This is a genomic window from Butyricimonas faecalis, from assembly GCF_003991565.1.
Classification (GTDB): domain Bacteria; phylum Bacteroidota; class Bacteroidia; order Bacteroidales; family Marinifilaceae; genus Butyricimonas; species Butyricimonas faecalis.
In genome coordinates this window covers 4,056,122-4,075,272 of record NZ_CP032819.1, presented here as the reverse complement: position 1 = coordinate 4,075,272, position 19,151 = coordinate 4,056,122, and the positions used below count along the sequence as shown (strand labels likewise).

At 40.6% G+C, this 19,151-nt stretch carries 20 protein-coding genes; 11 read left to right on the top strand and 9 right to left on the bottom strand.

Annotated features, from left to right (window positions below; genetic code table 11):
• Positions 1-8: 8 nt before the first annotated feature.
• The gene (locus tag D8S85_RS17495; RefSeq protein ID WP_106481599.1) at positions 9-1,067 is read right to left on the bottom strand and encodes a FecR family protein; all 1,059 of its coding nucleotides are present in this window, start codon (positions 1,065-1,067) and stop codon (positions 9-11) included.
• Positions 1,068-1,275: 208 nt separating this feature from the next.
• Here D8S85_RS17495 and D8S85_RS17490 point away from each other — a divergent pair, with 208 nt between their 5' ends.
• Both D8S85_RS17490 and D8S85_RS17485 read left to right on the top strand, forming a co-directional pair.
• Entirely contained in the window at positions 1,276-1,848 is a 573-nt protein-coding gene (locus D8S85_RS17490) for an RNA polymerase sigma-70 factor (RefSeq protein WP_106481598.1), read from the top strand.
• Positions 1,849-2,348: 500 nt separating this feature from the next.
• On the top strand, positions 2,349-3,155 hold the full coding sequence (locus D8S85_RS17485) for a hypothetical protein (protein ID WP_106481597.1): 807 nt from the start codon (positions 2,349-2,351) through the stop codon (positions 3,153-3,155).
• 86 nt (positions 3,156-3,241) lie between these two features.
• Here the strand turns inward: D8S85_RS17485 and D8S85_RS17480 are convergent, their stop codons facing one another.
• From D8S85_RS17480 to D8S85_RS17465, 4 genes are read right to left on the bottom strand one after another with little or no spacing between them, the layout of a single operon-like run.
• The gene (locus tag D8S85_RS17480; protein WP_106481596.1) at positions 3,242-4,606 is read right to left on the bottom strand and encodes an efflux transporter outer membrane subunit; all 1,365 of its coding nucleotides are present in this window, start codon (positions 4,604-4,606) and stop codon (positions 3,242-3,244) included.
• Positions 4,603-7,800 carry an efflux RND transporter permease subunit gene (locus tag D8S85_RS17475; RefSeq protein ID WP_106481595.1) on the bottom strand — a complete coding sequence of 1,066 codons (3,198 nt, stop codon included), beginning with the start codon at positions 7,798-7,800 and terminating at the stop codon, positions 4,603-4,605. The genes D8S85_RS17480 and D8S85_RS17475 overlap by 4 nt, the downstream gene beginning before the upstream one ends.
• Before the next feature lie 9 nt (positions 7,801-7,809).
• A complete protein-coding gene (locus D8S85_RS17470; protein WP_127075439.1) occupies positions 7,810-8,871 on the bottom strand; it encodes an efflux RND transporter periplasmic adaptor subunit in 1,062 nt (353 codons plus the stop codon).
• Positions 8,872-8,928: 57 nt separating this feature from the next.
• Positions 8,929-10,239, bottom strand: coding sequence for an MATE family efflux transporter (locus D8S85_RS17465; protein WP_158641622.1), 1,311 nt, complete (start codon positions 10,237-10,239; stop codon positions 8,929-8,931).
• A 132-nt stretch (positions 10,240-10,371) separates the two neighbouring features.
• On the opposite strand from D8S85_RS17465, the gene D8S85_RS17460 reads away from it, so the two are divergent.
• On the top strand, positions 10,372-11,220 hold the full coding sequence (locus D8S85_RS17460; RefSeq protein WP_106481592.1) for a helix-turn-helix domain-containing protein: 849 nt from the start codon (positions 10,372-10,374) through the stop codon (positions 11,218-11,220).
• A 45-nt stretch (positions 11,221-11,265) separates the two neighbouring features.
• On the opposite strand, the gene D8S85_RS17455 is transcribed toward D8S85_RS17460, so the two are convergent.
• On the bottom strand, positions 11,266-11,490 hold the full coding sequence (locus D8S85_RS17455; protein WP_106481591.1) for a hypothetical protein: 225 nt from the start codon (positions 11,488-11,490) through the stop codon (positions 11,266-11,268).
• 132 nt (positions 11,491-11,622) lie between these two features.
• On the opposite strand from D8S85_RS17455, the gene D8S85_RS17450 reads away from it, so the two are divergent.
• Complete coding sequence (locus D8S85_RS17450) at positions 11,623-12,198, top strand: DUF4251 domain-containing protein (protein ID WP_106481590.1); 576 nt, start codon at positions 11,623-11,625, stop codon at positions 12,196-12,198.
• Positions 12,199-12,266: 68 nt separating this feature from the next.
• Here the strand turns inward: D8S85_RS17450 and D8S85_RS17445 are convergent, their stop codons facing one another.
• Both D8S85_RS17445 and D8S85_RS17440 read right to left on the bottom strand, forming a co-directional pair.
• Entirely contained in the window at positions 12,267-12,563 is a 297-nt protein-coding gene (locus tag D8S85_RS17445; protein WP_106481589.1) for a hypothetical protein, read from the bottom strand.
• Positions 12,564-12,683: 120 nt separating this feature from the next.
• A complete protein-coding gene (locus tag D8S85_RS17440; protein WP_106481588.1) occupies positions 12,684-13,049 on the bottom strand; it encodes a hypothetical protein in 366 nt (121 codons plus the stop codon).
• A 293-nt stretch (positions 13,050-13,342) separates the two neighbouring features.
• On the opposite strand from D8S85_RS17440, the gene D8S85_RS17435 reads away from it, so the two are divergent.
• The 3 genes from D8S85_RS17435 (at position 13,343) to D8S85_RS17425 (ending at position 16,240) form a co-directional block, all read left to right on the top strand.
• Complete coding sequence (locus D8S85_RS17435) at positions 13,343-13,552, top strand: hypothetical protein (RefSeq protein ID WP_106481587.1); 210 nt, start codon at positions 13,343-13,345, stop codon at positions 13,550-13,552.
• Positions 13,553-14,147: 595 nt separating this feature from the next.
• Complete coding sequence (locus tag D8S85_RS17430; protein ID WP_106481573.1) at positions 14,148-15,707, top strand: radical SAM protein; 1,560 nt, start codon at positions 14,148-14,150, stop codon at positions 15,705-15,707.
• Positions 15,708-15,976: 269 nt separating this feature from the next.
• Positions 15,977-16,240, top strand: coding sequence for a hypothetical protein (locus tag D8S85_RS17425; protein WP_106481572.1), 264 nt, complete (start codon positions 15,977-15,979; stop codon positions 16,238-16,240).
• Here the strand turns inward: D8S85_RS17425 and D8S85_RS17420 are convergent.
• A complete protein-coding gene (locus tag D8S85_RS17420; RefSeq protein WP_106481571.1) occupies positions 16,229-16,534 on the bottom strand; it encodes a hypothetical protein in 306 nt (101 codons plus the stop codon). The genes D8S85_RS17425 and D8S85_RS17420 overlap by 12 nt on opposite strands.
• 174 nt (positions 16,535-16,708) lie before the next feature.
• Here D8S85_RS17420 and D8S85_RS17415 point away from each other — a divergent pair, with 174 nt between their 5' ends.
• The 4 genes from D8S85_RS17415 (at position 16,709) to D8S85_RS17400 (ending at position 18,940) form a co-directional block, all read left to right on the top strand.
• Positions 16,709-17,635: an IS1595 family transposase gene (locus D8S85_RS17415; RefSeq protein ID WP_205702813.1), complete on the top strand. Its 927-nt coding sequence runs from the start codon at positions 16,709-16,711 to the stop codon at positions 17,633-17,635.
• Complete coding sequence (locus tag D8S85_RS17410; RefSeq protein WP_106481570.1) at positions 17,628-18,005, top strand: hypothetical protein; 378 nt, start codon at positions 17,628-17,630, stop codon at positions 18,003-18,005. Before D8S85_RS17415 ends, D8S85_RS17410 begins: the two co-directional genes overlap by 8 nt.
• 61 nt (positions 18,006-18,066) lie before the next feature.
• The gene (locus D8S85_RS17405) at positions 18,067-18,552 is read left to right on the top strand and encodes a Panacea domain-containing protein (RefSeq protein ID WP_106481569.1); all 486 of its coding nucleotides are present in this window, start codon (positions 18,067-18,069) and stop codon (positions 18,550-18,552) included.
• Positions 18,539-18,940, top strand: coding sequence for a hypothetical protein (locus D8S85_RS17400; RefSeq protein WP_127075436.1), 402 nt, complete (start codon positions 18,539-18,541; stop codon positions 18,938-18,940). Before D8S85_RS17405 ends, D8S85_RS17400 begins: the two co-directional genes overlap by 14 nt.
• Positions 18,941-19,151 lie beyond the last annotated feature (211 nt).

The window sequence follows — 19,151 nt, the reverse complement described above, 5'->3', positions numbered from 1 at the left end:
GTCGTTTTTTATATACTTACCGTAATTACACGATTTTTCTCACTGAATTTGACTTCACTACTTTTCTCCAAAATACTCAACATCGTCTGGAAATCACTATATCGAGGAAGATTCCCCTTGAACACGATCTTTTTGGCTTCCTCGTTTTGATAAAAGACCGTAACATTGTACCAACGGGATAATTTAAGCATAATCTGCTCCAACGTCTGCCCGTTAAACACGAACATGCCGTCTTTCCACGCGCACTCCTTTCGCACATCCACCTCTCGCACCACCATCCCTCTATCCGCCACGTCCAGACAAAGTTGCTCCCCGGGATGCAACGCCACGCTTTTCCCCGTCTTTTTATCCTTCACCTGCACACTTCCCCGGGCTAGGGTCGTGTAAGTCATTCGTTCTCCCTCGTGCGCATACACGTTAAAGGCCGTTCCCAACACCCGAATACTTTGCTCCCGGGTTTCGACGATAAAAGGTCTGGCAGTATCCCGCGCCACATCAATATACCCCTCTCCTTCCAAATACACCCGTCTCTCTTTGCCGGTAAAAGAAACCGGGAACTTCAACTTGGAATCCGCGTTCAACCACACGCGCGTTCCATCTCCGAGCACGATATCGTACTCTCCCCCCTTGGGAACAACCAACTCATTATAGACAACCGTCTCACTCGTCTTTTGACCATTCTCGTAAACCACGCCCGTCCCCTCTTTCCGGACAGTCTCTCCCGAAACAAGCGTCAAATTTCGGGCTGACATCGTGTCCAAAAGAATCTCTTTCCTATCTGCCAATATCAGTCGGGCCGTATTCACCCCGGGTACGATAGCATCCACCCGTGCCAACGGCGGCACCTCCGCCTTTTCCCGCACACTCCACCATATCCCCGCGACAAGCAATGGCAATATAACCGCCGCGGAAGAAAGCACCACTCGCCGCCACGCCAACAAACGTCTCTCCTTTTGACGGAGAGGCTTCACCAAGCGATCGTATCCTTTCTTCTCATCCACCCGCTCGATCTCCTCCAGCAAATCGAGGGCTTCTTTCAATTTTTCATCTTCTATACCCGGCTCCATATCACTTTAATTCTTTTATCATTTCATCATCTTTTTATATAAAACAATTCAGACACGAAAAATACGTAAGCCCATTTGAAAAAAAATACATTTTTTCATGAAATAAGTTTTGCCGTGAGTTTCAGATATTAACACACAACTTGAGCCATCCGCGTTTCAAATATTATTTTTATCTTTGCCACGGAGATCACGAATATGATTTGAATATATGAGTTATTTGAAATCACATATCTTTTCAGTATCAATTAGCCGCAACATTGATTTATTCGAATCATTATTTAACACGTATTACGCGGGCTTGGTTGCGTATGCCACCCGCCTTGTCGGAAATGTTAACACGGCTGAAGACATCGTGTGTGACGTTTTCACCCTCGTGTGGGAAAAGCAGGAAATACTGCAAATGGAAAACCAAAAGGCATACCTGTTTACAGCCGTGCGAAACCAGTCACTCAATTACCTTGCACAATTAAAAGTGCGTGACGAATACCGGGAATATATCGTTCAAAAAGGAGATGTCACCGGTCTGCTCACGTGGGAATATTACGTGAAATCCGAATTGAAAGAACACATCGAGCGTGCTGTCCACAACCTCCCGGCCCAATGCCAGAAAATTTTCATCATGAATCGGTTTGAAAACAAAAGTGTCGCGGAAATCGCTAACGAAATGCAACTTTCCACCCGTACCGTGGAAAAGCAAATCGGAATAGCTTTAAAAAAACTTCGCGTTGACCTTGCCGATTATTTAAGTGTGGCATATTTAATTTACTTGTTGTACCCGTAAGGAAGCCACTTTTTATACTCAAACTTCTCTGTTACATCCCTCCATAACACACTCTTATACAAGAATGTAAATTTAACACTAAAGCGGTAGATGTGGGGAAATAATCCGGAATTAAATCCAATTTTATACCCCAATTGTAAATAAACACATGATTACATCCGGATCACTACCGTGTAAAACGCTATTAGAACGCTATTAAAACCCTATTAAAACGCTATACGGAATAGCGTTCTATTAGGGATTTATAAGCATACTAAAAACTTTATATCCGGAAATGATCCACTAGTGATTATGATTTGTCATTCTATTGTTTTACTAAAAGTTTAATATCTCGCCATATCAAACTATAGACCTTGAATATTTTACACGACAGCACCGATGTACAAAATAATTGTATTACATTATCCTAAAAAATTTGTTTTACCCCCTTGTAAGCCGGAATCAAGATGTTAAAAAATATATTATTTTTACACCGCTAAATTAATTTCAATTTTACGACTATGAAACTCAAACATTTTTTGTTCCCCATGCTGCTTATTTTTGCAGGATTAGGGTTTACAGCCTGTTCATCCGGCAGCAGCACCTCTGATGAAGGTGATGATGACGAACCCGAAAAAAACTTAGCGAAAGAGGCCCGTCCATTTGTCGGTTACTGGAAAACTACAGGATCAACCGGAGGAGACTATCTATTCTTCGGAGATGGAACCTGCTGGTTTATGAAACTGGAAAAGTGGAATAAACATTCATTATTAACTGGTTCAAAAGGATCTTGGAATTATGATCCTGCCACGCAGATTTTAGCCACAACGGTAGGAGCCCAATGGCAAGTAACACTTCCCAATGAAAACGAATGGAGTGGAAAATCCCAATCCAGTGACGATAGTTTCAAACGCGAACAAGACAAACTTGAATATTTAAAATTATTGCTCACCTACTCCTCATGGAAAGAAAATAAAACCGATAGCACTCTCTCTTTCGGGGTGTGGAAATCTTTAGCAACGAATTCTAACGAAAAATACACGGAAGCTTTTGACGGTATGGAAATAATGCGGCGCAAGGATAACTCGGATATTAACCTTGGCAAGGGACGTTACCTGGAATTAAAACATAGCGGAAAAGACGATTACGCGTTCACGTATAATCTACGGGAATGTAATTCCAGCTACGGCAAATACTCCACCAAAAAACTTGGAACGGGTACTTTGACACTTAAAAACCCGACAAGTTCAACGACATGCCGTATCGTGCTGACCGGACACATCAATAGAACTTTTACTCTGACGGACGTCAATATGAGAAAAGATTAAATCGAAGAACGATTCATTTCAAAAGAAGTTGTCTAAAAAACCAGCGTATCGCTTTTTTAGACAACTTCCTATAAAAACAAGAGTAATTATTGTACTCCCCCGCCTAAAGCGTGATAGAGCGAAATGATGCTCTGTATCTCATCAAATTTATCCTGCGCAACAGCTTGCTCCGCATCCAAAAGCGTTTGTTGTGCGGTTAATACTTCAAGATAATTCATCGAAGAATGGCGCATGAGTAACTCCGTTTTTCGAACAGCTTCCTGCAACAAGCTAACTTGTTCCCCGTCTATCAAAAGTTTACCGCGAGAGGTTTGCAGGGCTGCCAACGCATTGTTTACTTCAGCACCGGCAGCCAGCAAAGCTTGACGAAATGTCAACAAGGCTGCATTTTGTTCTGCTTTGGCAATCTTCAGGTTGGCAACATGGGTCCCTTTGTTGAAAAGCGGCTGGGTGAGTGAACCGATGGCGTTCAGAAGCCACTGCGTGGGATTGAGTTCCACGCCTCCGCCATTATTCGTCCATCCCAAACTACCGGACAGGTTGATTGACGGATAGAAGGCACCACGAGCGGCATTAGTAGCATAAAATGCTTGTGCCAATTGATGTTCCGCCATTCGTATATCGGGGCGATGGGCAAGCAATTGAATGGGTAGACCCACGGATAGTTTTTCCGGGAAACTTTGTTCCGCCAACACCCCTCGCACGAAGGCTGTCGGAGGTATCGCAAGTAATGTACAAAGTGTATTCTCGGCCTCCCGGATACCCTTTTCAATGGAAAGCACGGCACTCTCCAATGACATGCGGTTGGCTTTCGCTTGTAAAACGGCAGCATCGGTTACGCCACCGCCTCCACGCTTCAAGGCTTCGAGCATGTGGATTCTTTTTTCCCAGTTGACAAGTGTCGCTCTGCTGATGCGCAATTGTTCATCAAGCATGAGAAGCGTGTAATATCCCGTTGCAACAGTAGCCACTATGTTGGTCTGCACGGCTTGCTCGTACGCTTTACTCGCCTCCAATGCTTCACGTGCTCCCCGCTTGGCATTTGTGATTCGACCGAAAATGTCCACTTCCCAGCTGGCTGAACCACCTAGTGAATAGGTTTTAGACATCGATTCACTTCCCAACTTGCTCAGCGTCCCTTCGGCCGACAATCCAAATGAAGGGAGATAAGAGAGGCGAGCGTTTAACAACAGGGCTTCAGCCTGCTCGGTGCGCAAACGTGCCACACGCAGATCGGTATTGCGGAGCAATGCAGAATCCACAAGTCGCTGCAAATACATATCGGTAAACAGTTCTCGCCACGAAAGGGAAGCCAACGTCGACGTATCTGCCGATACATACTCTTGACCGTACAATTCTTTATCCACAGTTGTGGTTTCGGGAAAGTTACGGTAAATATGGCAACTCGACACCATTACCGCAAATACTGTATATATGATTAGCTTTTTCATTTCTCCTCCATTTCTTTCAAATGTTTTATGAGTGCCACCTCCTCTATTTCACCCGTAATGGCGGGATCGGCGTCCTTAAACGTTATCGGTTTGATTCTCTCTTGAATGCCTTGGAAGAACATCCACAAGGCAGGAACAAGGAAAAGCAGCACTAATGTTCCCACAAGCATACCTCCAATCGCACCCGTACCAAGTGCCGAGTTTCCATTGGCTCCCACTCCCGAGGCGAACATCAACGGCAACATACCGAATACCATTGTCAATGCCGTCATCAATATCGGACGCAAACGATGCGTGGCCGCACCAATGGCCGCTTGTTTGATGGACATTCCCGAACGCCTACGCTCACCGGCAAAGTCGGTAATAAGAATGGCCGTTTTCGCCAACAAACCGATAAGCATGATGAGTCCGGTTTGTAAATAGATGTTGTTTTCCAATCCAAACATCTGTGCAAACAGGAAGCTACCCATCAGCCCGCAAGGCACGGACAGGATGATCGTAAAGGGCAACACCAAGCTTTCATACATGGCACTCAAAATCAGGTACACCAAAACGATACAGAGTACAAATATCATGATCACGTTACTGCCTGACGCGGCCTCTTCACGTGATATTCCCCCGAATTCGTAGCTATAATTACGAGGCAATACCTCAGCAGCCACTTCGGCTACCGCTTTCAATGCCTCTCCCGAACTGTAGCCGCTGGCCGGTGTTCCGCTGATGGAAATGGCATTGTAAAGGTTGAAACGATTGAGTGATTGCGGTCCGTACGTTTTGTTGAGTTTGACGAAGTGTGACAACGGGGTCATCTCTCCCGCGGCAGTACGGACATAGAATTTATTGAGAGATTCTGCCGTTACGCGATCTTCGGGAGGTGCTTGTGTCATAACACGGTACAATTTCGAGAAACGATTGAAATTGGAGACATAACCGCCCCCGTAATACCCTGACAGTGTTTCCAGCACTTCAACCGTGGATACTCCGGCACGCTCGCAAACCGCTGCATCTATATCTACCCAATATTGAGGGAAGCGCGTGTCGAACGCAGAATAAGCCATGTCAATTTCCGGACGAGCATTCAATGCCGCTACAAATTGGTCATTCACAGCCTTGAATTCATCGATGTCTCCCGCCATCCGGTCTTGAAGGTAGAGTTCGAAACCATTTCCCATACCATACCCCGGAATCATTGGCGGAGCCATTGCAAAAGCTTCGGCATCCGGAATTTCGGATACCACTTCATATATTTTAGCGATCACGTCATCGGCAGCGTGTCCTTTGCCTTTACGTTTATCCCAATCGGAAAGCGTGAGGAAATGCAAACTCATGGACGGACCGGAACCAGAAAATGAATAACCGCCCACCGAACCGACATAGTCCACTTCGGGGAATTTTGCCATTTCAGCAGAAACTCTCTTCATCACTTTTTCATTTTCAATGGTAGAGGTTCCCGGCTTGGTGTTCATGCTGACAAATGCCATTGCCATATCCTCTTGCGGTACAAAACCGGTAGGCGTTACACGCATCAACACGATCAAAAGAGCCAAACCGCACGCAAGGATTGCCCACGCCATTTTAGGCCGTTTGATGAAAAACATCACTCCGCTTTTATAGCGTTTTAACAAGGCGTTAAAACCAACGTTGTATGCCTTTCGAAATTTGGCTGCAAAGTTTTTACGCTCATTCCCATTCTCGTCAACAAAGCTTGTCAACATCCAGGCACACAGCGCGGGAGAAAGCGTGAGAGCATTGATGGCAGAAAGACCGACGGCTGCCGCCATGGTAAGACCGAACTGGGCGTAGAAGGTTCCCGAGGTTCCTCCCATCATTGAAACAGGAATGAACACGGCCATAAATATCAGCGTTGAAATAATGATTGCCGATGAAATGCCTCCCATCGCGTCGCACGTGGCGGCATACGAAGAGCGATACCCTGCCTCGAACCGACTCTGTACAGCTTCCACCACAATAATCGCATTATCCACCACCGTACCAATGGCAAGCACCAACGCAAATAATGTCAGGAGGTTGATAGAGAATCCTGCCACCGCCATAAAGGCAAATGTTCCAATGATGGAGACAAAGATGGAGATGGTCGGGATAAACGTGGAACGCAAATCCTGTAAGAATAAATACACCACCAAAACAACCAATAGTATCGAAACAAGGAGCGTGATGATTACCTCTTTGATGGAAGCTTTCAAGAAACGATTGGTATCACTCAAACTTACAAATTCCAACCCTTTGGGCAAACTTTCACTTATCTCGGACAAGGTGGCATCGATTTCGCCAATGATTTCAGAGGCATTTGTACCGGCAGTCTGGTAAATCGAGAACATGGTGCTCGGTTTACCATTGATCTGACTAAAGAAATTGTAAGATTCTGCCCCCAATTCCACCGTTGCCACATCTTTTAAACGCAGGATGTCGCCGTTGGCCAGTGAACGGACCACCAGATTCTCAAATTCTTCCGGTGTTGAGAAGCGACCGCGATATTTCATGGTGTATTGATAGACATTATCGTGGTTTTCACCAAACGAACCGGTAGCCGCTTCAATATTCTGACGTGCCAACACGGCCGTAATATCACTCGGGATCAATTTGTATTGAGCCATTTTTGCCGGATCCATCCATATGCGCATGGCATAATTGGCTCCAAAGTGCATCACCTTACCCACTCCATAAATACGCTTTAACCGAGGCTCGACATTGATCTTGAAATAGTTGTCGAGAAACTTCATGTCGTATGTATTCGTCGGGTCATACAAGCCCACGGTTTTCAATTCGGCATTTTGCTGTTTTGAAGTCGTCACTCCGATTTGAACCACCTCGGCAGGCAATAGCGCCATCGCCGTAGATACACTATTCTGCACGTTTACAGCTGCCATATCGGCGTTGGTTCCCTGTTTGAAATAAATCATAATTTCGGCATCGCCATTATTGGAAGCCGTGGAGGTGATATAGGTCATATTTTCCACTCCATTGATGGCTTCTTCCAGCGGAACGATAACCGCTTTCTGTACCGTTTCAGCATTTGCACCCGGGTAGTTGGTCCAAACAGATATCGTGGGAGGGGCAATATCGGGGTACTGTTCCACCGGAAGAGAGGTGACAGCCAGTCCACCGATCAATGTGATCACCACAGAAATAACGATGGATAGAATCGGACGGTCGATAAATGTTTTTAAATTCATAGTTCCTCCTTACTCTTTGATTGATACTTCCGCCCCGTCTTGCACGAGACCCACGCCTTCGGATATTATTTTGTCACCCACGGTAAGGCCATCGCGAACGATATAGTGCTTGCCGTCATTTTGTTTGGCTACTACAATTTCAGAGGCAACGGCTTTTCCATCTATCACCTTGTACACAAAGATTTTATCTTGAATTTCATAGGTAGCACTCTGCGGAATAACAATCGCATCCGTTTCTTGTTGAGGCAGAACGATATTGCCGATTCCACCGCTGAACAGCAAACGTTTTTCGTTAGGAAAGACGCATCGAATCGAAACGGTTCCTGTTTGCGGGTTGATGATGCCGCTGATGGTTTCAATACATCCCTTCTGTTCGTATTCCGTACCGTCATTGAGACGAAGAGTGATTGCAGGCAGGGACTTGATGACCTCGTCGGGCGTGCCATACTGACGGATAAGACCGCGGATGTCGTTCTCCGTCATGGAGAAATAGATATACATCTGTTCGGTATCCGATATGATAGTCAACGGTTGTAGCATGGAGGGCCCTACCAATGCCCCTGTACGATAGGGCAATGTTCCCACCACTCCGTTAGCCGGACTTTTCACTTCGGTGTACGACAAGTCGTTTCTTGCATTGATTTCCTGCGCTTTTACCTGTTCCAATCCGGCTTTGGCAATAGCCAACGCATTTTTTGCCTGTAAAAGGTCGTATTCAGAAATCACCTCCTCGTCGAAGAGCATCTGCTTACTGTCGTAGTCAAGTCGGGCTGTTTCAACCTGAGCTTCTGCCGCACGGACATTGGCGGTTGCCACGCGTAAGGCAGCCTGATAAGGCACTTGGTCGATTACAAAGAGGGGCTGCCCTTTCTTTACCTGTTCTCCCTCCTTTACGCAAAGTTTAGAAATAGTTCCCGATACCTGCGGATAAATCTCCACATCCTGACGTCCTTTCATCGTAGCCGAATAGGATTCTTGCAATTCAATGGAGCTTTTATTTACCTGGATTACAGGATATTGTTGCACCTGTTCCTGTTGCATCTGACCGCTGCCACAGGCACACAGGGTCATAATACTGGGCTAATAAGCCAATAGCTTTCACTTTCATTATCATTTAAATTTGAGGTTTTATTTGTATATTATTCCATTCTTTTCTGACATTTTTTGCAATACAATAGCAAGGATCAGGCAAATTGCCTCGGCAACAGCCATCGAGTACCATACGAAATCATAGCCGAAAATAAGAGGCAGCGTATTTATACACAACACGTTGAATATCACTCCACGGCATATATTTAACGGTATCGCGTATTGGGTACGTTTCGTTGAATACAAGTATGCCGAAACCACTGTACTCATTGCCGCAAACACGAAATTCAAACAGAATTTCGGAAGGGAGGCAATAACGATCGGCGTGGAGGCCGCATCAACACCAAACAACCGACATATGGGAGCACCGATAACAAAGGTCAGAGCAAAGATCGCTAGCCCTCCAATCAGAGCGATTCGTCTTCCGCTACGAAAATAATAATGCAGGCTGTAGTCATCTTTCGCCCCGTAACTCAACCCGTATAAAGGCTGAAGGCCTGTTGCCAAGCCCCACATCAACGACGCAAACAAGGAGCAAGTATAGTTTATGGCGGAAAAGGCATTTACAGATGCATTTCCCAAATAGGTGATCAACATGTAGTTCATTGAAAACGCGGTAAGCGGTACCGATGTCTCGGAAATCATCTCCGGTAGTCCTCGAAGTAATATTTTTCGTAATAAGACAAACTGTACTTTGAAGGGCCGAACGCGTAAATTCCCTTTCTTCTGCCAATAGTGTGTAGAGGCAACAAGAAACGCAGCGCAGCTTGCTACCCCAGTGGCAATGGCGGCACCTTTGACTCCCATCTGCAAGGGATAAACGGTAATCCAGTCGCCAATGATATTGACAATCATACAGGTCAGTGCTACCTTGATTGACATTTGTGGATTGCCGTCATTCCGGGCGAATCCGTTAAAACAATAAAACAGACAAGCAGGCAGGATAAATACGGAATACCAAAAGATATAATCCGATACCATCTCTTTATACGTCTGATTAGCCCCCAACAACACGGCTATTTTATCCGGGAATACGGTACCGATGAAAGTCATGCACAAGGCAAAGCACACGTTGTATGTCAACGAGTGTAGGAAAGCCTGATTAGCCCCTTCAATATCCCCGCGTCCCATCCGGATGGCTGTTACGGTTATTCCCCCGATATTAAACAAAACGGCAAATACATTAATGATCATGACAAACGGCAAGGCAAGATTGACGGCCCCCAACGCATCCGTTCCCACGCCATTACCGACAAACATGCCGTCGATAATGGTCAAAATGAAGAAACTCACATTGGCAAGCATGGCCGGTATAATGTATTTTTTTAAGTTCTTGCTTTGTTCACTCATACATCTTTTTTTTGTGGACGCAAATATACCATCATATATCCACATAATAAGTAACATAATCACGCTTATTCGGGTACTTTTTCGGACAAATCGAGCTATTTAGATTAAATTGTTCGTACTTTTGTAGTTGTTATGAACAGCATTAAATATAATTTTTGGGAATTTGAAAAATATGGCGTATCCGGAGATACCGACTTGAGGGAGTGTATCGGAAAATCGGTTGATGTAAACGGCTGTACGATACTTTTAGGCACTAGCGGCTATGCCACCGTCAGCATAAACTTCAAACGTTACAAGGTTTCAAAGGGAGACTTTATTTTTCTGCCATACGACATGTCGTTTATTCCCATTCAAGTTTCTGCTAATTTCAATATTCGGTACATTTCCATCTCTTATGATATCTTGGAGAATATAGCTTATAATATCGCCTTTGATTTTTGGACGGTGATGTACAATTCTCCTGTTCTTAACAAAGTATCTTCCGAACAGTACGAATTATTACTGGAATGGTACAAGCAAACCGATTGGATCATAAAACATGGCGATGATGATATCACAGAGATGTTAAAGAACAATCTCTGCAACCTGTTCATGGCTATAAATTGCGAGATAAAAAGATTGGGTATAAACGAGGGAAACACTTATCAAAAAAGCAAAACATGGAAGTTGGTGGAGAAATTCTACATGCTACTCAATCGCTATCACACCAAACATCGCGATGTGAAATTCTATGCAGACAAACTCAACGTTACTCCCGATTATCTATACAAACTGATATATCGCTCGGATAACGTTACTCCCAAAGAGATGATAGACCGACAAACCATTATTACGATAAAGACCTATTTACAGAATACGGACTTGTCGGTAAAAAACATTGCCAGCGAACTTAATTTTGACGACCCATCGTACATGTGTCGCTTCTTCCGCCGAATGACGGGAGTTTCACCTGTCAAATTCCGTGAAAAAAGGAACAAATAGGACCGGGTGTCAAACAACGGGTATTGATCGCATGATATGATCATGCTAATCCGGAATCTTCACTTTTTGGGGCTCTTCGTTCTGAAACCGCTCAAATTCCCGCAATACTAATACCATATCATTAATAAATTCGTCGCTACACCCTTTTTCTATTGCCGTCTGCAAATAGGTCTTTAAGGTCGCGATGGCACACACGTCTTTTCCCGTTAAAACAAATGCCGGGACATCTTCTGTCAGGCATTTATGTAAAACTTGATGTTGATCTTTCATCTGATTTCAATTCGCTGTTTAATATACGCAAAGATACTATAGTTATTCCCAACTTACACCATAAAATAACCGTATCTTTGTAAAACATCATCCCTCTTTTTCACGTAAAAAAGTAATAAAACATAGCGTATTATGAAACATATCACTACCCTCATCGCATTAGCCCTAACGTTAGGAACACTAGTCCCACTTGCCGCTCAACCCCAAATGACAGCAAAGGAAAAACGTACACAAACCAGACAAGAGCGGAAAATTGCTCAACAAAAAGCAAGGGAACAATTATATCAAGATGCTGTTCGCGCTTTGGAAAACAACACTTTCGTACTGGAAGCCAATCGACTGATTTTCAAACGAGGCGGGTCGGTAAGTGTCAGTTCTGTCAAGAATTTTATTTCCATGGCAAACAAAAAAGCCACCGTACAAGTCAGTTTTGATACCCCTCGTCCTCTTCAAAACGGGTTGGGAGGTTTTACCGTGGAGGGTAATGTTTCGGACATCCGGATGAAAAAAGATAAAAAGGGAAGTATTACTTATAGCTTTCTCGTTCAAGGAGTCGGTATTTCCGCTCAAGTGAGTCTTACTCTTCCTCAAGGATCAAATAAGGTGTCGGCAAACATTTCACCTTCATTCCACTCCAACACGCTCACCATGATCGGGGAGTTAGTTACGCAAGAAAAAGCCCGGGTCTTTGAGGGATTTAAACGTTGAATGATTTTATTCTTTTCTATAATTAAACACGCCTATTTTGTATAAAATTCAATAATCATCTATATTAACTATTTAATTTTCTGCCTTAAAGAAGATATAGATTTATTAAATATTTCTATCATCGAACTTGGAACATTAAAATAACCTATACTTAAGTCTTTCATAGAAATATCTTTCCATATTAATTGATTTTTTTGTTTCCCCATCAAATTCATGGTGTCTGGTCTTACTGAAATTCTATTGTCTGTAATTAGTGCATTTATTTCTTTAACAAGCTCGACATTTTGAAAACGTAATTTATATATACTATCACCTAAAAGACTTATATTTTGTTCATTATTTGAATAAAAAAAAATCACTAACATAGATACATGAAGAATCTGGATATTTAAACAAAGGTAACTATATACAAGTTTACACCAATAGCATTTTAATACAAAACGGGTACTCGCTTGAGGACATATGTTTACTCAGATGAGTACCTGTTAAATTATTCTCTCCATTAAATCAAGTACTGTTTTCACCTCCTTGTTTTTAAGGAATTTATTAACCCAACGAAACTGATGTATGATGACAAGGTTTTGATTGTAATATACCCGATAATCAAAAATCCATCTGTAGTTACTCACGCCATCTTCCCAATAATAATAACCTGAACCATATTTCAGTTCTTGTTTTGTAGCACTGTGTAATTTTTGTGTTACCTTGTTAATATGGTTTCTTAAAGATACGAGCATTTTATTTTTCTGGGTTAGCAAGTTTTTCTCATTGAAATGGAAGTTCATTTTCAAGATTGACACGAAGCTATCAATTCGCATCACGACATTTTTATTAACAACAATATTCATCATTTAATATCTTCAAATTGATGTACAATCTCGTAGTCGAACATTCTGCTAAACACATCTAAATAAACGCAATCATATTTTTGTATGAGTTGTTTTGCTGACAGGTTCATATCAACATTCACGTTTTCTTCAGGAGTTCTTGAGACCGTATTTTTATTATCATCCGAGTTCATATAACAAAGAATCTTTCTAATATAAATATCACGTTGTTCCTGTTTTTTATTTGTGAACCATTATGAACTTGTTTTATCCATTTTAGTACTATATTTTTGTAAAATAAACTTAAAACAAGAGAGATGAACATTCCTGTATTTGCAACGGAGGAACAAACAAATGGTTCCACCATAATTGTTAGATATGATAGAGTAAAAGGTGATTACATACCTGTAGATGGTGAAATCTATTTCTCAGAAAAGGATGCAAAAATCCGAGCAAAAGAACTTAATGAAGGTGTTCCTCCTGTCGTAGTTCCTGATATTCAAGGTAGGAAACATTATTATTATTAGCAATAACACTATTTCCACATTTGAGACATGGATAACCAATTTTATCAAGTTCTATGATAAATTTCATAATATCATCCTCGTAATCAATGAAAAAATAGTTTCCACATTCCGGGCATGTTAGTTTTACTTTCATAATGTAATTTTTCTAAAAATTATTGATTAAAACTTTTCTTTTCAATAGAAAATAGAAATAAATAGCACTTTTTTTCAATTTATGAACCATTATGAATAATAAAAGTCATCCCACAGAGCGTTTGATGTTTCAGAAAACCTTTATATCTTTGCGCCAATGTTAGGAAGTAATGTTTCCTGACAGGACATGTTGATTAATGAAGCGTTTTTGCTTTATCCTTTGTTCGAAAACGACCAATTTTTATTACCGAGGATGAAACAGCTAACAAACGCTCATGCTTGCCTTGTATTGTTTCTTACATATACAACCGGTCGAGCGTGGGATGACTGTTTATTCGGTAATGGGTGCTTGGTCGTACCTCGGACAAGATAAACAAAAAGTACCCACGCTTTTTTTTACGTGAATAATCTCCTTGAATCAGGGTATCTATAGAGGTGATATAGTACATAAGTTGAACTTGACATGAACGTACAACAGATTTATAGACCTCTATGGGTTAGCGGTAGATACTCTCCAGAGAAAAGTGTCGCAATTGCGTACAATTTGATTCGTGGAGAATCTTTTTTCTTTAAAAGTCATTCCGCTCATGTTATAGGAAGTATTTTAGCTCTAAAAAGAAACGAATGTATAGATATAGAAAAATTAGCACTAGAAACTGGTATACACGTATCTTCCATTCATGAGTTTGCCGAAACGCTTCACGAAGTAGGATTGATTTCCTTTTCGGTGCTATCAGAAGAAGAGGTGAGAATTTTACAAGTTAAACAAGGTGAGTACGTGAAAGGACAAACTCGTTGGACCCAGCAAGGAGAGAAAGAAACTCTTGTTTACGAAACTACCTCAGCTGAACAAGCTTATTCTGAAGCGTTGAACGACGGGAAACACGTGACAAGTGTTATGTTTGAACTAACCTATAATTGTAGCGCAAAATGCATACATTGTTTTAACGATGGTGCAGCACGTGAATCTGATGAAACAAGTAAACGAAACCGGAAAGAACTAACGTTAAATGATTACAAAAGAATAATTGATGAACTATATTCACTAGGGTTGTATCGTGTATGTTTGACGGGAGGAGACCCGTTTTCCAAACCTGAAGTATGGGAGATTTTGGACTATTTGTATAACAAGAATATCGTGTTTGATATATACACGAACGGATTATCAATCACGCATAGCGTGGATAGGTTACGCTCTCTTTATCCTCGCCTTGTTGGTATATCTATATATAGTGCTGACGAGATGGTGCATGACAAGATAACACGAGTTAATGGTTCTTTGAAAAGAACATTACAAACCGTTAAGGACATAGGGCGTTACGGGATTCCGATGGCGTTTAAGTGTGTTATTTTTAAAACGAACGTGAAATCATACCAAACCGTTGAATCTCTCGCAAAAGAACACGGGGCGGTACTTCAATACGAAGTTAATTTAAGTAACGGTGTTGACGGGGATACTTCTGTAGTTAATAACCTTCGTCTTCCACCTGAAGTGCTAGAAATCGTTTTACTTGACAAAAATATTTCCATGTATGTCGGAAAAGAGTTACCCAATTACGGTGCGAGAGACAGGGATATGGAGGCCTCTCCATGTCTGGCAGCTTCTGGCACGTTCAACATCACGCCGGAAGGAAATCTGACTCCATGTTGCGCTTTTCCGGCTTCACTGGGTAACTTGAATGAAAAAACAGTTGAAGAGATACTAAACACGAGTCAGACTTTAAAACGATGGCAATCTTTAAAAGTCAAGGATATAGATGAATGTGGCAAGCATGACAAATGTGCATTCTGTTTTCTCTGTATCGGTAACGCTTACGTGGAACACGGGACCCCGTACAAGGCTTCATCGGTTAATTGTTTCATGGCAGAAGTTAGGTATAATCTAGCTTGTAAGCTAAAGAACGGACAAGACCCGTTAAATGGTTCATCTATTCATGATAAACTGGGGCAAATAGTAATAAACACGCCTGTTTCTTTCAAGAAAGAAGTGGGAGAAAATTATAGAGAGAAGCATTGGGAATAACAGGGATGCAAGGATAAATAGGTTGTCCTGAACTAACCTTGTAACAAGAAAAGTTATACGATTATGAAAATAACTCTTTCAATCGAGATGTCATCAAGCGTGAAGGCTATCCCGGGATGTGGAAAATCTTCTGATTACTCTTGTGGAATTTCCTCTAGACACGGATAGTAGATGAAAATAACTAGGTGTATTTTTTCAGATACGCCTAGTTATCTATTGAAAATGCTTTAAGAGTTTATTATATTATGAGTAATAAAATTACTTGAGACATGAAACAAGAGATAAAAAATACCGAAGAAACATATGATGAACGTCAACAAAATGTTGATATTTACAAGTTTCATATCAATGAAGCGTTAAGAAAATCACAGCATGGAGCATACGACAATGCTGTTAGACGAATATTTTTTTCTGATTATCATCCGTTTATTACATCAAAATATGATTTTGATTCCATTTTCTTTCCGTTATTTGATGAGTATGTCAAAAAGCACAATTTAACCGAAGAAGAAGCTAAAAGATTACTCAGATAAAGAATATTTTTGCGTGATTTTTTCAATTTCATTTTTGAGTTCCCTATAATATTTTTCTGCAACTTCTTTGTTAGAAAAGACTGTCAAAATGTTATTCTTACTTTGAGGGTCAAAATTGACATCCACAAAGTATAATTCGTTTTTAGTCTCACTACTTAAATACTGGATAGGCATATCATGTTTTAATGATATAGTTATATGTCTAATATCCACAAAATTAGTTTCATGGGATGGAGTTAAGCTACTTTTAGGTTTAATGTATTGCTTAAAAATCTCTTTCTGATGCAGTTTCATAATCTTTCTTTTTAAAAAGTTTGTAAAGTTCTCAAAGGTAGAGATTTTACTCAAAAGGAAACAAGTTCATAATGGTTCATTGTGAAAAGATTTTAGAAATATATTACACTAATATTTTGTTTGGTGTAATATATTTCTTATCTTTGTACTGTAATCTTTAAAACGATAGACATTATGATGGGGTTTGCATTTAAATCGCTATTCGAGTTACTAAAGGCATTTCCTTCTGACGAGGAATGTTTCTCTTATCTGGAAGAGGCAAGATGGAACGGGAACGTGGTTTCCCCGTTTGACCCGAACTCTAAAGTGTACAAGTGCAAGGGACACAATTATAAATGCAAAAACACGGGAAAGTACTTCAACGTCAAAACTAACACCTTGTTTGATAACACCAAAATTGAACTACAAAAGTGGTTTATGGCTATCTGGATTGCTACTTCTCACAAGAAAGGTATTTCATCGTTACAGTTATCGAAAGATATTGACGTGACGCAAAAGACTGCTTGGTTCATGCTTCAAAGAATTAGAAATTGTTTTGGCATCGAGAATAACTCGGAATTTGAAGGTACGGTGGAAATTGATGAAACTTATATCGGTGGGAAGGAAAAGAATAAACACGCTTCAAAAAAAGTCGATGGAACGCAAGGTAGAAGCACTAAAGAGAAAACCCCTGTTTTAGGTATGATTGAAAGGGAAGCTGGCAAGGTTGTTGCAAAGCAAGTTGAAAGTACTTCTTCTCAACATATCACGCCAGAAGTCGTGAAAATCGTGAAAGAAACCGCAACGGTTTACACGGATGAATGGTTAGGTTACAAGCAAGTGAACAAGATATATAACCATTTGTTCGTGAGACACAACGAAAAAGAGTTCGTGAACGGTAACGTTTACACGAACACGATAGAAGGATTCTGGTCTTTACTGAAAAGAGGAATTATCGGTATCTATCACTTCACTTCCAAGAAACATTTACAGAAGTACGTGGACGAATTTGCGTTCAGGTACAATACTCGTGATTTCGAGAGTGAAAGCGAAAGATTTTTCTTATTTTTGCAAAAGATTGGAGGGCATAGATTGACTTATAAACAATTGATACATGGCTAACAAGATAGTTAAAGTGGGGAAAGTCCAGCTAGGAGCTAAAGACATACGGGTTTATTTACTGGATACAGGGGAATATTTACTGGATGAAGCTATTATCCAGTTTTACCGGAAAGGTTGTGATGCAAGCATCGTGAAAGTGGAAACACTCACGGGTAAAGAAGCAAGCGGTTGTTTACTATCTCACGTTCTTCGAAACGTAAACAAAACGATACTCAATCAAATAGTGATGCGTAGTTTTCCCTTTTTGCTTGACCATGTTTTGCAAGAAAATGGAGAGGATGATTTGCCATCGGAAGAAAGAGAATTAGGTTCGTTTGATAAACTCATAATTCAAGCGTTGAATTATAATCCAAACAAGAAAGAAAAATAGTCCTAATTTTTGGCATTAGGCATATTTTTCATATATTTATAGCATAAAAAATTAAGCAGATATGGCAACAAACTTTACCGAATTAAACTTTGATAGTATTGACATAGCCAAGGCAATAAGATATTCTGCTAAACAGCATAATTTGAGTGTAAACATGACTCAAATACAAAAATTGATGTATATTATATATGGTACAATACTTGTTATTCATAAAGAAAGATTAACCACAGAACATCCAAGCGCATGGCCTTATGGTCCTGTTTTTCCACGGGTACACAAAAAAATAAAGTTATCAGATGACATAACGGAAGAAGCATATAATGAAATTAAAAATAGATGCTCATTTATTACGAGTATAATTGACCAAGTTGTTCAAAAATTTGGAAAATTATCAGCAGGACAATTGTCTGAATGGTCACATCAAAAAGATAGCCCATGGGATATAGCAGTTCAAAATAGTGGAGGAAAATGGAATACAAAATTAGATGACGAAGATATTTTCAACTATTTCTTTTCATTTGTAAAACTTAACGATGATGAACAGTGATATTGATGCAAATTTGAATTTAGATGAACTTTTCAAGACCATCGAACGTACTAATCATCGAAAGAATTCATCAGATAAAGATGCTCTTCCCGAACAAACATTGAAAAAAACATGGGAAGAGGAAGTTCATCAACTGTTAAAAAGTCGTTATAGATTTGATACAATTGTAAGAATCATATTAGCTTGTTCAACCCAATTGTTGATTTTTGGTTGGATAACTTGTGTTATTATAATATTAATGAACAACAGAGCGTGTTATAGTTTACATGATTCAGTTTTAATAGCAATATTGGGAACTACAACAGCAACTGTAATAGGGCTTGCTTTAATTGTATTAAAGGGATTTTTCCAATTTATGAAACAAGATGTTGATTTAAGGGATAAATAATTTGAATTAGTCAAGACTTAATCTGACAGTTACACAATTATAAAAGGGATAGTTTTATTCTATCCCTTTATAAATTACAAGTTGGTGTAAACTTGTATATAGTTACCTAAACAAATATTCAACATTTTCTATTGTCGTATTAATTGACAATATGTACCCTTTAGGTACGTAAAGTTCAAAAACCTTATTATTTAATTGCAGTTTGACTTTT

Coding starts and splice junctions, on each gene's coding strand:
- D8S85_RS17410 (WP_106481570.1), top strand. CDS start 17,628: ATGGCTAACAAGATAGTTAAAGTGGGGAAAGTCCAGCTAGGAGCTAAA.
- D8S85_RS17420 (WP_106481571.1), bottom strand. CDS start 16,534: ATGAAACTGCATCAGAAAGAGATTTTTAAGCAATACATTAAACCTAAA.
- D8S85_RS17455 (WP_106481591.1), bottom strand. CDS start 11,490: ATGAAAGATCAACATCAAGTTTTACATAAATGCCTGACAGAAGATGTC.
- D8S85_RS17485 (WP_106481597.1), top strand. CDS start 2,349: ATGAAACTCAAACATTTTTTGTTCCCCATGCTGCTTATTTTTGCAGGA.
- D8S85_RS17400 (WP_127075436.1), top strand. CDS start 18,539: ATGATGAACAGTGATATTGATGCAAATTTGAATTTAGATGAACTTTTC.
- D8S85_RS17475 (WP_106481595.1), bottom strand. CDS start 7,800: ATGAATTTAAAAACATTTATCGACCGTCCGATTCTATCCATCGTTATT.
- D8S85_RS17480 (WP_106481596.1), bottom strand. CDS start 4,606: ATGAAAAAGCTAATCATATATACAGTATTTGCGGTAATGGTGTCGAGT.
- D8S85_RS17490 (WP_106481598.1), top strand. CDS start 1,276: ATGAGTTATTTGAAATCACATATCTTTTCAGTATCAATTAGCCGCAAC.
- D8S85_RS17495 (WP_106481599.1), bottom strand. CDS start 1,067: ATGGAGCCGGGTATAGAAGATGAAAAATTGAAAGAAGCCCTCGATTTG.
- D8S85_RS17450 (WP_106481590.1), top strand. CDS start 11,623: ATGAAACATATCACTACCCTCATCGCATTAGCCCTAACGTTAGGAACA.
- D8S85_RS17440 (WP_106481588.1), bottom strand. CDS start 13,049: ATGATGAATATTGTTGTTAATAAAAATGTCGTGATGCGAATTGATAGC.
- D8S85_RS17430 (WP_106481573.1), top strand. CDS start 14,148: ATGAACGTACAACAGATTTATAGACCTCTATGGGTTAGCGGTAGATAC.
- D8S85_RS17460 (WP_106481592.1), top strand. CDS start 10,372: ATGAACAGCATTAAATATAATTTTTGGGAATTTGAAAAATATGGCGTA.
- D8S85_RS17435 (WP_106481587.1), top strand. CDS start 13,343: ATGAACATTCCTGTATTTGCAACGGAGGAACAAACAAATGGTTCCACC.
- D8S85_RS17465 (WP_158641622.1), bottom strand. CDS start 10,239: ATGAGTGAACAAAGCAAGAACTTAAAAAAATACATTATACCGGCCATG.
- D8S85_RS17445 (WP_106481589.1), bottom strand. CDS start 12,563: ATGTTAGTGATTTTTTTTTATTCAAATAATGAACAAAATATAAGTCTT.
- D8S85_RS17405 (WP_106481569.1), top strand. CDS start 18,067: ATGGCAACAAACTTTACCGAATTAAACTTTGATAGTATTGACATAGCC.
- D8S85_RS17425 (WP_106481572.1), top strand. CDS start 15,977: ATGAAACAAGAGATAAAAAATACCGAAGAAACATATGATGAACGTCAA.
- D8S85_RS17415 (WP_205702813.1), top strand. CDS start 16,709: ATGATGGGGTTTGCATTTAAATCGCTATTCGAGTTACTAAAGGCATTT.
- D8S85_RS17470 (WP_127075439.1), bottom strand. CDS start 8,871: ATGACCCTGTGTGCCTGTGGCAGCGGTCAGATGCAACAGGAACAGGTG.